This is a genomic window from Suttonella ornithocola (genome assembly GCF_001889065.1).
In the GTDB taxonomy this organism is placed as follows: domain Bacteria; phylum Pseudomonadota; class Gammaproteobacteria; order Cardiobacteriales; family Cardiobacteriaceae; genus Suttonella_A; species Suttonella_A ornithocola.
On record NZ_LWHB01000068.1, the window covers coordinates 1 to 13,703 of the forward strand.

Here is a 13,703-nt window from a genome sequence, read left to right on the forward strand (position 1 = left end):
CCGCTCAAGACGAAACCGATAGTCTTATCTTGATGAATCGTGGTTTTAAAGCCTTTGATCATAGAACGTTATGGCTACATGCACAAAAGGACAAGTTTGTCATGGAAGTGATAACTGGCATTTAAAGAACCAGAGCAATGCGATTGGAGCCATTATCAATGGAGAATTGTTTGCCTTACGCTTATATGATGGTTCTATTAACAGCGATATTTTCTCTCATTGGGTGAGAGAAGCACTGTTACCTGAGTGACCTAAAAACAGTGTAATTGTCATGGACAATGTCCGCTTTCATAAACGCAGTGATATTCAAGCAATCATTGAAGAGCATGGGCATGAGATAGTTTGGTTACCCCCTTATAGTCCAGACTTAAATCCTATTGAAAAGATGTGGGCTTGGATTAAGCAAATACGCAAAGAATGGCGGATGGATTGTATTGATACTTTATGCTTTTATCTGCTTTGGATTGGGTTGGGTTTTAGATGATTGCACTATATCTCCGTTAATACTGCTCTCAAATAACCCAACAGCAAAGAGGTTGCCATTACCTAATGCTCCTATAGTATGGGTTTGGTTTTTCATCTGCCAATCCTACTCACCGTAACAACGTTGTCCTTTCACAGACCATCCATACCGATGTAACCACTGACTTCTAAAGCTACTCTCGTCAAGATAAACAATCGGAGTTTCTTCTTTTTGATACTTAGCGATGCTCTCATTAAAGCGTTCCCTATCATCTTGATTAGCTTTTGAAGGCCTTAGTGTTTTTTTATAGCTAATACCAAGTTTCTTCAATGCTTTGTGAATAGCTGTCTGTGAGCAATGAAAACGCTGGGCATGCTCATTATTTACTGCAATCAGTTAAGCCATTTCTCTTAGCATTAATAATATTTGCTTAAGCCCGCTACCAATCGCTCTGGTAAATTTTTCTACTTCATTGATTTTGCTACGTCTATGCGTTAGCACAAAATTACAATAGTTTCTTCCACTACGGTAGCTAATGGTCAATCCATCGGGATCTGCAGGTGGAAAAACAATATGTCCGCCGATAGGATTTTCTCCACAACCAATCGTTGTAATAAATGGACGAGTAAGCGAAAGAATTCCTTTATCTTGAAATAATGGTACCTCTAAGCCTTGGACTTCTGCCATATATTGCATTGCAAACCAAAAACCATAAATTCCTCCACCATTTTTTGCAAGTGCATAACGCTTATTATACGCATTGACAGCATTTCTTAATAAATCAATGGTATTTTCATTATCAAAAATGGCTTGCACACATTCCAAGCTATCTTTAGTAACCGTCGGAATAATATCAATACGACCATTTAGAAAATGCCGCATATCTATCATTTCGCTAGTATTTCTTACTTCTCCATAGACATTAAGCTGCGCATATTGCAATAAAATTTGAATAATACCCGCATTGTTATAATCGCGTAGTAAGCGCTGTTCTTCATCCGTCATAAAGACATCATAAAGCGTTACCATAAACGCCTGAGTTCGTCTTTGATACTCTCCTAAGCCATCGTAAATGGTTTTAAAAGTGCCAATAAACTCTCGAGTATTGCCATTGTTTTTTTGTCCATCAATAGTCCAGTTAATAGCGCTCATAGATAAATCTTCAGGCAACTGATTTTTTCTTTTAAAAGGTTTTTGATTAAATTGCGTTTGCCCTAAAGCAATCATATCTTCCAAAGCCGCAGGATCAATATGGCTTCTGTCAAAATGCACAAAAATCCGATTATCTTTAACATAACAACAATAATTAATCGGTTTATATGCCCAAAAATTATTGCCTTGCCCAAAAGCTGCATCAAAAAAAGTTTCTGCGGTATCGCTATAATGATGCGTATTGATAGATACGATAAACCATGCGCTTTTTACCAGCTGAATAATTCGACTATTTTCATCTCTTGAAACCAGTTGCGCGCGGACTTCTAGAGCCGTTTCATTATCCAAAATGGATGGAGCGGTAAAAGGAATATCATTATTGGTTGTCGTAACTTGAACCAACTCATACAAAACATTCTCTAATTGTGCAGGATTGGCAATATTGCCTTTTTCATCCATTAGAGAAACTTTCCAAGCATATCCTCGATATAAAACGATAATATGGCGCTTTTGCTTACCCTCATTTTCCTGTATTTGCAATTCATCTTTATGACTTGCAGGTCGACGATCTGCACCACGTAACACTTCCCATTGCGCTAAGCACAATGCTTGCCCTTTTTGATCTAAAAATGCTTGGCTGGCTATCGCATCTTGTTCATATTGCCGATGAACATGCGCCATTGCAATAATAAAATGCGCCACTCTTTTTAAACCTTGCTGAGGCGCATGCCAATCAATTTGCATGGTGGCATTACTATTGGTCAAGGGTAAGCTATCACGCTCCGTTAAAAATTGTCGTCGCCAAATATCAATCAACCAAGAATCAGGGGCTTTTGCAGCTGCTTGCACTTCTAGCGCGTGATACAACGCCTCACCATCTTGTTTAGTAAAGCGCTCTACTGCTTGCGTCGTCTTTTCTAAAACACTTTCTTCCAATAAGGGCGATATCCAATACGTTAATCGTTCTATGGCTGAGGATAATGTTGGCAACGGTAGGGTTTTCATTGCGTTTCCTCAGCTTTCTCAACCCGCTCAATACGCTCGATTTTTTGATACCCTTTTGGTAATGAATATCCCTTATGCCCTCTAGCCACTTGAAAATCTGCCCTATCTGCCGCTCTCAAATGCATCTTTTGTTTACCACTAAATAAAATAACATCTGTTTGAGGCGTTAAAACTTCAATTTGCGTTAAGCGTGCGCCACTATCATAGGCTTTTTTCGCAATACCAATAATTTGATTGCCTTTACCTTTGCTCATCATTGGCAATTCATCAGCACCAACAATTACCGCTCGACCTTCATTACTCACTGCCAAAATACTATCGCTTGATGGTTGAATGGGAATAATCGCTAATGCGCTTCCATTTTTGCTAGGCGTAATCAATGCTTTTCCCGTTTTGGTTCGGCTAATAAGCTCACTACCACTCACAATAAATCCACTACCATTATCTGCAACAATCAAATAATGCGATGCCTCTTCAATCACAACCGCACTCACAATGCGACTACCATTTTCTAACGTTAAGCTTCCTGATAAAGGTTCTCCATAGCTACGAGCAGACGGCAATTTCGCTAAGGGTAAAGTATAACAACGTCCAGTATCGGCTAATAAACAGGCATTTTGATGACTTCTAGCAGGTAGCTGTAAAAGGAAATCATCGCCACTCTTATAATTCAGACTACTGCCATCAATATTATGCCCCTTCGCTGCGCGTACCCAGCCCATTTTTGATAAGACAACCGTAATAGCTTCACTCGGCAGTAACTCACTTTCCTCCAAAGCCTGCGCTGCTTCACGCTCTACCAATAAAGTCCGCCGAGCATCGCCATACGCTTGGGCATCTTCTGCCAATTCATCACTAATCAATCTATGTAACGCTTGACGATTACTGAGTAGTTGCTCTAGCTGTGCTTTTTCTGCTAATAACGCGTGTTGTTCATCTCTAATTTTGACTTCTTCCAAACGTGCCAAATGCCGTAACCGCGTATTTAAAATGGCCTCCGCCTGCTCTTCATCTAAACCGAAAGTAGCTATCAATGCTGCTTTTGGATGTTCTTCCTCGCGAACAATGCGAATGACCTCATCCAAATTTAAATATGCCAACAATAATGCATCTAAAATATGCAAGCGTGACTCCACCGCAGCTAAGCGATGTTCCAAACGGCGAATGACGGTTTGCTCTCGAAAGCGTAACCACTCCGTTAAAATCGATTTCAATGATTTCACTTGTGGCTTACCATCTAAGCCAATCATATTAAACTGCACGCGATAATTTTTTTCTAAATCTGTCGTTGCAAACAAATGCTGCATTAAGCGTTCCGTATCGACGCGATTAGAACGTGGCACCAAAACCAATCGCGTTGGCTGTTCATGATCGGATTCATCGCGTAAATCCTCAAGCCATGCCAACTTTTTCTCTTGCATCTGCTTAGCAATCTGCTCTTGAACCCGCGCACCGCTGACTTGATAGGGCAACTGCTCAATCACAATATTGCCGTCTTCCAACACATAGCGCGCACGCAATTTCACACTACCGCTACCTGTTTGATACAACTTCGCTAAATCCGCTTTTGGCGTAATCAATTCCCCACCTGTGGGAAAATCTGGCGCAGGAATATAACTGAGTAATGCCGCATCGCTTAAATCAGGATTTTCTAATAATGCCTGACATGCAGACACCACTTCACGCAAATTATGTGGCGGAATATCTGTACTCATGCCCACCGCAATTCCGCTACCGCCATTGAGCAAAATATTGGGTAACCGTGCGGGTAAGCGCGCAGGCTCTGACAAAGTACCATCAAAATTCGGCTGCCAATCTACTGTGCCTTGCGCTAACTCTTGCAATAAAGATTTCGCATAAGGCGTTAACTTCGACTCCGTATAGCGCATCGCGGCAAACGACTTCGGGTCATCAGGGCTGCCCCAGTTTCCCTGCCCATCAACAAGCGGATAACGATAAGAAAACGGCTGCGCCATTAACACCATGGCTTCATAACACGCACTATCGCCATGCGGATGATATTTCCCCAAAACATCGCCCACCGTGCGCGCCGACTTCTTATATTTTGCCGTTGCGGATAATCCCAATTCGCTCATTGCATAGACCAAACGCCGCTGAACAGGCTTTAACCCATCTGCAATACTCGGCAATGCGCGGTCAAGAATGACATACATCGCATAATCTAAATACGCTTTTTCCGTAAACGCCGCCAACGGCTGTTGTTCTTCTAACAACATGAGTTTCCTTTTAAAACTAAGTCTATGATAGTATTGGTTATTTTTTTGCTTTTTTTAAAAATATAGTCAATATAATTAGTTATTCAACTAATACCACTAAGCGAGATTTTTCACATAAAGGATGCGTTTGCTGTTTTTCTTGAAGCACCGCCATTAATGGTGCTAATTCTTGTCCATAAAAATAAAATGCTGTTTCCCTCGGGCCATCCCACCAACTAAATATCCGATTATTTTCACCCATTTCGTCTAATATTTCCGAAATCAAATCGTTAACATCATTTTCTTGATAGACTTCATCTGCTAAATCTGTACCATTCAAATAAATAGCCACCCCCACTAGTGTCCCAAAAGAGTTTGAGGATTCCTCTCCAATACGGTAGCTTGAGCCTTTAGCAACCACATTCATTTGCGTTAACAAATGAATAATTTTTTCCAGATTATCATCATGATTAAGATCTATAGAAATATCACAAGACTCTGGCTCTCCTTCTTTGGAAATTGATGTGCCACCGCCAACAATTTCTCCTAAGTTTTCATCTTCTAAAAACTGGTCTAAAACATCCTCTAAATCATGTCGGTCTTGCGGTTGTAAACGCATATTAAACGTTAAAACAATATTCATTCTTTCTCCTTCATTCTATAAAGTCATTCTAATAAATCTGCATCATCACCATTTTGCTCTAACCATGCCCGACGATCTGCCGCACGCTTTTTGGCAAGCAACATATCCATAATCAACGCCGCATTTTCTTCATCTAATTGTAGTTGCACCAAACGTCGGGTATCTGGATTCATAGTGGTTTCGCGCAGTTGAGGCGGATTCATTTCGCCCAAGCCTTTAAAGCGAGTCACGTGAATTTTGCCAGTAAATCCATCACGACGGATATTGCGCTCCATCGCTTCACGTTCACTATCATCTAGTGCATATTCCACCCGTTTACCCGCATCTAATCGATAAAGCGGTGGCATCGCCACATATAGATGCCCTGCTTTCACTAATGCGGGGAAATGACGCACCATTAGCGCACAAATTAAAGTCGCAATATGCAAACCATCGGAATCCGCATCCGCCAATATACAAATTTTGCCATAGCGTAATCCGCTTAAATCCTCACTTCCCGGATCCATTCCAATCGCAACAGCAATATCATGGACTTCTTGGCTCGCCATCACTTCATCACTCGGCACTTCCCAAGTATTTAGAATTTTTCCACGCAATGGCATAATCGCTTGCGTATTCCTATCGCGTGCTTGTTTTGCAGAACCGCCTGCCGAATCACCCTCTACTAAAAAAAGTTCAGTGACTGCTAAATCTTGACTAACACAATCCGCCAATTTGCCAGGCAAGGCTGGGCCTTGGGTAATTTTTTTACGAACAACTTTTTTATTTTCTCGTAACCGTTTTTGTGCATTACTAATTGCACGCTGCGCTAGCGCTTCACCACATTCTGCATGTTGATTGAGATATATTCCAAACTTATCCGTTACAACGCTAGCTACCCATGATGCTGCCTGTCTAGAGCTTAATCGCTCTTTTGTTTGGCTGGCAAACTGCGGTTCAGGAATTTTAATGGATAAAACATATTGACAGCCATCCCATACGTCATCAGGTGTAAGTTTTACCCCACGTGGTAATAACTGCCGAAATTCGCAAAATTCGCGTAAGGCTTCTACTAATCCTGTGCGCAGACCGTTAACGTGCGTGCCGCCGCCAATGGTCGGAATAAGGTTCGCATAACTCTCATTCATGCTTTCAATGCCCGTACCATCCGCCCAACACAGTGCTAAATCTAGTTGCCCTTGTTCATCTTCATGTGTCAAACAATAAGGTTCTGCTGGAATGGTGTCAAAAGTTTGTAGAGCTTCGCTTAAATAAGCATACAAGCCTTCTTGATATTGCCAACGCGCTGTTTCTCCGTCATTTTCATTATGAAACACCACTTCTAATCCTGAGCATAACACCGCTTTTGCTTTTAGAGCGTGTTTGAGTTTGCTCACTGAAAAATTGGGCGAATCAAAGTAAGACGGGTCTGCCCAAAAGCGTAACGTCGTTCCGTGCTTTTTTTTCGCAATCGCTTCTACTGCACGCAATGGCTCGACCATCTCGCCATGTTCGCACGCCATTTGCCACAGCTGCCCATCGCGCTCAATGCTAATTTCCAAACGCCTAGATAAAGCATTAACCACTGAAACCCCGACGCCATGTAACCCACCAGAAAAAGCATAATTTTTTCTTGAGAATTTCCCACCTGCATGTAGTCGTGTCAAAATCAACTCAACTCCGCTGACTTTCTCTTCAGGGTGAATATCAACCGGCATTCCTCGACCATCATCACTAACAGACAAAGAACCATCTTTATACAAAGTGACTTGAATTTTTTTAGCGTAGCCTGCCAATGCTTCATCAACGCTATTATCAATCACTTCCATGGCTAAGTGATTCGGCCGGGTGGTATCGGTATACATTCCCGGCCGTCTTTTAACAGGATCGAGCCCCTTAAGGAGCTCTAAGTCCGATGCGTTATATTGTCCCATTAACTGCCTCGTGACGCCTTACGTGCTTCACGAGCTTTCATTAACAACTCGTGTTCTAAGCTATCATCACTTTGCACAGAATATGTATCGCCTGCCGATTGCAACTCTTCTGGTAAGCGACGCTTAGATTGTGTCCGCACCTTAATTCGGAAGTCATTCGCTGAGTGGACATATTGCAATGCTTGATCAAATTCAATCACATCTTTTTCATAAAGATCAAAAATACAGCGGTCAAAACTAAAGACACCTTTTGTTGCCTCACCGCGTTCTAAGACTTCATGAATTTTATCAATTTGTCCTTCTGTAATCAGTTGCGAAATATAAGGTGTATTCATCATCATTTCCATTGCCACAACACGACCACCACCTTTACGTGGTAACAATCGTTGCGTAACCAAACATTTCAAGTTTTCAGCTAAGTCCATTTGCAATTTTTCCCGTTGGTCTAATGGGAAAAAGTTATAAATCCGCTCAAGTGCTTGCACAGAGTTCGTGGCATGCAAGGTTGCTAGGCATAAATGCCCTGTTTCTGCGAATTGCATCGCATATCCCATGGTTTCTACATCTCGAATTTCCCCAATTAGAATAACATCTGGTGCCTCCCGTAAAGAACTTTTCAATGCAGCCCCATAACTTTTGGTATCAACCCCTACTTCTCGTTGAATGACCACAGATTTTTTACTTTGGTGCATAAATTCAATTGGATCTTCTACCGTGATGATATGATTTTGGGAGTTTTGATTGCGATGATCTACCATGGCAGCGAGTGTGGTTGACTTACCATTACCTGTTGCCCCTACGATAATCACCAATCCCCGCTTAACCATTGATAAATCTCTTAGTACATGCGGCTGTGGTAAATCCAGATCATCTAAGCTAGGAATAATGGCAGGAATTAAACGTAATACCAAACCAGGTAAATTTCTCTGCATATAAACGTTTACCCGCAAATAGGTAACATCAGGGACTTCCACCATGACGTTTAATTCATAATTATCCATGAATTCTTGATAAGCTTCTGGACGAGTAATCTCTTGAATAAGGTTATAAACATCTTCCTCATCCATTAGTGCTTTAGGTAAATAATTCAACTCACCATCAAGCTTAACGGCAACAGGCAAATTTGCATTGATAAAAATATCAGATGCTTTCTTCTCGGCAGCAAAAGTGACTAATTTATCAAACCAAGAACGAATATTCTCTTTCTCAATATGCATAACATCCTCTTACATAAAATTATTTTTATCATGCGCCTTAGAGGCAGCCACCATCTTATCAACCTGCCCGCTACGAACCAAATTAGATAACGCCTGATCAAGCGTCTGCATACCATGTTGCGCACCCGTTTGAATCATCGAATAAATCTGTGCAACTTTATCTTCACGAATCAAGTTTTTCACCGCAGAAGTTCCTACTAAAACTTCATGCGCTGCCACACGTCCGCCACCAATTTTCTTCAAAAGCGTTTGCGCAACAACGGCGCGTAAAGATTCAGAAAGCATTGAGCGAACCAATTGTTTTTCCTCACCGGGGAATACGTCAATAACCCGGTCAATTGTTTTTGCTGCTGATGAGGTGTGCAAAGTTCCAAAGACTAAGTGACCTGTTTCTGCCGCTGTTAAGGCTAAACGAATGGTTTCCAAGTCTCGAAGCTCCCCAACTAGAATAATATCAGGGTCTTCACGAAGCGCTGCACGGAGTGCATTTGAAAAGCTTTGCGTATCACGATGTACTTCCCGTTGGTTTACCAAACATTTCTTAGATTGATGCACAAATTCAATCGGATCTTCAATCGTTAAAATATGTTCGTGCTTCGTATCGTTAATATAATCTAGCATTGCTGCCAAAGTAGTAGATTTACCAGAACCTGTCGGGCCTGTAACCAAGACTAAGCCACGAGGAACATCAATAATTTCCTTAAACTTTTCAGGTGCATTTAAATCCTCTAAAGATAATACCTTACTAGGAATGGTTCGGAAAACGACGCCAATACCACGGTTTTGGTTAAATACGTTTACACGAAAACGCGCAACACCTCGAATTTCCGTTGAAAAATCCGCTTCCCAATGTTCCTCAAAACTTTTAGTTTGCGAATCTGTCATAATTGAGAAAATCATTTCTCGTAAATCATTATTTTCTAGCGGTGGCACATTCAAACGACGAACATCCCCATCCACACGAATCATTGGCGGCAGTCCCGCGCTCATATGTAAGTCAGACGCGCCTTGTTTTTGAGCAAAACGCAACAGATCATCTAATTTCAATTCAGCCATAATTCATTCCTTTTAAAGTACTGCTTGAACAAGCGCGCACGCACACGCCTACCGTAAAGTAAAAAACATGATAACATCGCCACTGTTATTCGCCTACTGACCTGAAGGGAAAATATGTTTGATGAGAAAATTGGCTTTATTGGTGCAGGCCATATGAATAGCGCCATTATCAAGGGAATATTAGAAAGCGACCAACCAATTATCACCGCAAAACAAATATTAGTTTCTACCAAAACGCAAGCAGGCGCAGACACTTTCAAACAAGAATTTGGACTACCTGTTAGCCTGGATAACGCTGATGTCATTGAAAATGCGGCTTACCTCTTCATTGGTGTCAAACCTCAGCAAATGCATGAATTACTTATACAACTTGCTGAATACGACCTTTCTAATACTATGCTAATTACCGTCGCCGCTGGCATTAGAATTGCAGACTATCGAAAAATCTTAGGCAATGACGTTACCATTGTACGCGCTATGCCTAACATGGGTGCTGCCTATCAAGTATCACTAACCGGTATTTATAGCGATGACGACCTAAGCGAATCTGATGAAGCCTTAATTGATCACATCTTTTCAGCCATTGGCTCAACTGCATGGTTAGATGACGAAACCCAAATAGATGGCATTACTGCTTTATCAGGTAGTGGAATAGCCTACTTTTTCCGCCTAATGCAAGCAATGATGCATGCAGGCGAACAATACGGCTTTGAAAAAGATGAGCTATTTGACATCATTAGCTTAACTGCTTTAGGCGCAGCAACGCTTACTTTAGAAAGCGAACATCAAAACGACTTTTCCACTTTTGTGAAAAAAATTGCTGTTTCAGGCGGAACGACTGAAGCGGCTATTAACATTCTTGAAAAACATAAGATTGACCCTATCCTTGAAGAAACCTTGCATGCTGCGGTTATGCGTAGCAGAGCCCTTGCCGATAAACTAACAAAGGACTGGTAATATGCTATTTATTTTTCAAATAATTATTGCTGCTTTTATCATTCGCTATCATGGCGAACGTTACCATTTACAATTTAACCCCTTAATGCGTAAACTTTTTGAGCTAACCGATCCAATTATCAAACCTGCTCGTGAATTGGCTAAAAAAGCGAATATTCGCACTCGCCATGACCCTTCCGCATTACTGGTCGCTGGGGCAATTGCTTTACTTGTTGGCATTATTACCACCCATAGCATTTTACGTGGCATTCAATTAGGCTTATTTGCGCTTTTATTTGGCACATGGTTAAACATTATGATTTACAGCCTATTTATTGTCGTCATTGCCTCATGGCTACAAACGCCACCACAGCAACCAGTAATTCAAATTTGCCGCGCTTGTCACGAATGGCTAATGCAGCCCATACGAAAAATTGTCCCTCCGCTAGGAATGCTAGACTTTACGCCAATCATAGCACTCTTTTTACTTTATCTTGTCAAAGACAATATCATTCCTGCATTGGTACATTTGAGCTTAGTCTAAAAACTGATTCAGCAAAAAGCGATAAAATTGCTTAAAATAACGCTTTTTATTGCTTACATTCAGAATGAACTATCCTAAACATTACGGCGTTATCGTTGTTGGTGGTGGGCATGCCGGTGTTGAAGCCGCTTGCGCCGCTGCCCGTATGGGCGTTACAACGCTTTTACTCACCCATAATATCGAAACCATTGGACAAATGAGCTGTAACCCAGCCATTGGTGGAATTGGTAAAGGACACTTAGTCAAAGAAATAGATGCCTTAGGTGGCATTATGGCAAAAGCTGCTGACCGTGCAGGTATTCAGTGGCGGATACTCAATAGCCGTAAAGGTCCTGCTGTCCGCGCGACTCGCGCGCAGGCTGATCGAATTCTCTACAAAGCAGCGGTTCGACATTTTGTTGAAACACAGGAAAACCTAGATATCTTTCAAACGCCTGTTACTGGACTTATCTTAAACGGCGAACAAGTTGTTGGCGTACATACACAACATCAAATCAACTTTAGTGCGGATACCGTCATTCTAACCGCTGGAACCTTTTTAGGTGGTAAAATCCACGTCGGTCTTAATAACTTTGCCGGAGGACGAGCGGGAGACCCGCCTTCATTAGAATTAGCAGGCCACTTACGTGATTTGCCTTTTGACACTCGCCGAATGAAAACAGGAACACCGCCTAGAATTGATGCACGTAGCGTGGATTATAGCGTCATGACTGAACAACCTGGTGACACTCCTATTCCTGTTTTTTCCTATTTAGGAAAACCAAGCGACCATCCTCGTCAAATTTCTTGTTACATTACGCATACCAATGAACGTACGCATGATATTATCCGTCAATACATTGACCAAGCGCCAATATATGCTGGTGTTATCGTAGATGCCTTTGGACCACGTTACTGTCCATCCATTGAAGATAAAGTGATGCGGTTTTCAGATAAAACCAGTCATCAAGTCTTTATCGAACCTGAAAGCCTAACGACAAACGAACTTTATCCCAATGGAGTTTCTACAAGCTTGCCTTTTGAAGCGCAAATTCAATACATCCAAAGCATCAAAGGCATGGAAAATGCCGTTATTACCCGTCCGGGATATGCCATTGAATACGATTTCTTTAATCCTCAAGGACTCAAACACACCCTTGAAACCAAAACCATTGCAAATCTCTACTTTGCCGGGCAAATCAATGGAACGACAGGTTACGAAGAAGCTGGTGCACAAGGGATTCTTGCTGGCATCAATGCTGCTCGCCGCGTACAAGGAAAAGACAGTTGGTATCCGGAGAGAGACCAAGCCTATATCGGCGTTCTTGTCGATGATTTAATTACACAAGGAACTAGAGAACCCTATCGAATGTTTACCAGCCGTGCAGAGCATCGTCTGCTTTTAAGAGAAGATAATGCTGATCAACGACTAACTCCTATTGGTTTTGAACTAGGCTGTGTGGATGAACATCGTATGCGCCATTTTGAAGCTAAAATGGATGCTTTGGAAAAAGAAAGTGCGCGTTTAAAAATCCTAACCATTCGTCCTGCACAATACCCAGAAATCCAACAAGGCATTCAGGCTGCAGAATTACTTAAACGTCCTGAGCTGGACTATCGAACACTCATGGCATTACCAAATGTAGCAGGCGCTGACATTCCTTTAGACGATGCAATTATTGAACAAATCGACATCCGTGCAAAATATGCGGGCTACATTGAGCGACAATATGCGGAAGTAGAAAAACTACAAAAAAATCGCTCTCAACGTCTGCCAGTTCCTTTTGATTACCTTGCTGTACGAGGACTTTCCGCAGAAGTGGCTGAAAAGTTGCAAAAGGCACAACCAGAAAACTTAGACCAAGCAGCTCGCATTCCAGGTATGACGCCGGCTGCACTTTCATTACTTTTGATTACATTGAAAAAACACAATAAAACCACATAGGATACTTATGGCATTAAATATTCCCAACCCATTTAAAAATACCCCTAAACTTGATTGGCAAAAATTAAAAAGTCGGAACAAAAATGTTCCCGACTGCTATCGTAGTCCTGTTTTTGGTGGCTGGCTTATTAGCAACGGCTACGAAGGTGGAATAACCTTCATTCCAGATCCTGAGCACAAGTGGGACGGCGAATCTTATCCTATCTTGGACTAAATTTAGCTTAGTTCCTCCAAAAATATTTGGTAGTGGTTTGAAAAATTATATTGTATTATTTTCAAAACACTACCAGAAATCATCATATCCACCAATGATAACAAAGCCCTATATCCTTTCTGACTATGGTGCCGAAAAAACTGCAGCTTTAGTGTCTATTTTTAAACGCGCTATTCTTGCAATTGATAATAAAATTTATAACATTAAACAAAAACATGCTTGGATAGGAAAACGCTCTTTAATTGACTGGCATCAACGCTTTATACAAACCCAGCCAATAATTGCTTATTTAAACCATACACCTGTTGGTTTTATTGAATTTGATAGACAAACTGGCCATATTGATTGTTTTTATGTTGACCCTAATTATCAACATAAAGGTATCGGTACAGCCCTTTTTCAGCATATTTACACATTAGC

At 41.4% G+C, this 13,703-nt stretch carries 14 protein-coding genes; 7 read left to right on the forward strand and 7 right to left on the reverse strand.

Annotated features, from left to right (window positions below):
* Positions 1 to 70: 70 nt before the first annotated feature.
* Positions 71 to 250 (forward strand): hypothetical protein, encoded by a 180-nt coding sequence (locus A5N85_RS15060; protein WP_143143198.1) that lies wholly within the window; start codon positions 71 to 73, stop codon positions 248 to 250.
* Positions 251 to 265: 15 nt separating this feature from the next.
* Positions 266 to 484: a transposase gene (locus A5N85_RS15065; protein WP_282955993.1), complete on the forward strand. Its 219-nt coding sequence runs from the start codon at positions 266 to 268 to the stop codon at positions 482 to 484.
* Positions 485 to 589: 105 nt separating this feature from the next.
* On the opposite strand, the gene A5N85_RS15070 is transcribed toward A5N85_RS15065, so the two are convergent.
* The 7 genes from A5N85_RS15070 to A5N85_RS05895 all read right to left on the reverse strand — a co-directional run bounded on the left by A5N85_RS15070 (position 590) and on the right by A5N85_RS05895 (position 9,656).
* Positions 590 to 793 carry a hypothetical protein gene (locus A5N85_RS15070; protein WP_143143200.1) on the reverse strand — a complete coding sequence of 68 codons (204 nt, stop codon included), beginning with the start codon at positions 791 to 793 and terminating at the stop codon, positions 590 to 592.
* A 66-nt stretch (positions 794 to 859) separates the two neighbouring features.
* Positions 860 to 2,620: a choline/carnitine O-acyltransferase gene (locus A5N85_RS05870; RefSeq protein WP_072576400.1), complete on the reverse strand. Its 1,761-nt coding sequence runs from the start codon at positions 2,618 to 2,620 to the stop codon at positions 860 to 862.
* On the reverse strand, positions 2,617 to 4,857 hold the full coding sequence (parC, locus tag A5N85_RS05875) for a DNA topoisomerase IV subunit A (RefSeq protein WP_072576401.1): 2,241 nt from the start codon (positions 4,855 to 4,857) through the stop codon (positions 2,617 to 2,619). Before parC ends, A5N85_RS05870 begins: the two co-directional genes overlap by 4 nt.
* 79 nt (positions 4,858 to 4,936) lie before the next feature.
* On the reverse strand, positions 4,937 to 5,479 hold the full coding sequence (locus A5N85_RS05880; protein WP_072576402.1) for a hypothetical protein: 543 nt from the start codon (positions 5,477 to 5,479) through the stop codon (positions 4,937 to 4,939).
* Positions 5,480 to 5,502: 23 nt separating this feature from the next.
* The gene (gene parE / locus A5N85_RS05885; RefSeq protein ID WP_072576403.1) at positions 5,503 to 7,392 is read right to left on the reverse strand and encodes a DNA topoisomerase IV subunit B; all 1,890 of its coding nucleotides are present in this window, start codon (positions 7,390 to 7,392) and stop codon (positions 5,503 to 5,505) included.
* Entirely contained in the window at positions 7,392 to 8,609 is a 1,218-nt protein-coding gene (locus tag A5N85_RS05890) for a PilT/PilU family type 4a pilus ATPase (RefSeq protein WP_072576404.1), read from the reverse strand. Before A5N85_RS05890 ends, parE begins: the two co-directional genes overlap by 1 nt.
* A gap of 9 nt (positions 8,610 to 8,618) precedes the next feature.
* The gene (locus A5N85_RS05895) at positions 8,619 to 9,656 is read right to left on the reverse strand and encodes a type IV pilus twitching motility protein PilT (protein WP_115306181.1); all 1,038 of its coding nucleotides are present in this window, start codon (positions 9,654 to 9,656) and stop codon (positions 8,619 to 8,621) included.
* 123 nt (positions 9,657 to 9,779) lie between these two features.
* On the opposite strand from A5N85_RS05895, the gene proC reads away from it, so the two are divergent.
* The 5 genes from proC to A5N85_RS05920 form a co-directional block, all read left to right on the forward strand.
* Positions 9,780 to 10,622, forward strand: coding sequence for a pyrroline-5-carboxylate reductase (proC, locus tag A5N85_RS05900; protein WP_072576406.1), 843 nt, complete (start codon positions 9,780 to 9,782; stop codon positions 10,620 to 10,622).
* Position 10,623: 1 nt separating this feature from the next.
* Positions 10,624 to 11,145: a YggT family protein gene (locus tag A5N85_RS05905; RefSeq protein WP_072576407.1), complete on the forward strand. Its 522-nt coding sequence runs from the start codon at positions 10,624 to 10,626 to the stop codon at positions 11,143 to 11,145.
* Between the two features lie 64 nt (positions 11,146 to 11,209).
* Positions 11,210 to 13,069: a tRNA uridine-5-carboxymethylaminomethyl(34) synthesis enzyme MnmG gene (mnmG, locus tag A5N85_RS05910; protein WP_072576408.1), complete on the forward strand. Its 1,860-nt coding sequence runs from the start codon at positions 11,210 to 11,212 to the stop codon at positions 13,067 to 13,069.
* Between the two features lie 7 nt (positions 13,070 to 13,076).
* Positions 13,077 to 13,283 carry a hypothetical protein gene (locus A5N85_RS05915; RefSeq protein ID WP_072576409.1) on the forward strand — a complete coding sequence of 69 codons (207 nt, stop codon included), beginning with the start codon at positions 13,077 to 13,079 and terminating at the stop codon, positions 13,281 to 13,283.
* Positions 13,284 to 13,320: 37 nt separating this feature from the next.
* Positions 13,321 to 13,703: GNAT family N-acetyltransferase (locus tag A5N85_RS05920; RefSeq protein WP_143143201.1), on the forward strand; the 383-nt coding region annotated here is incomplete at its 3' end.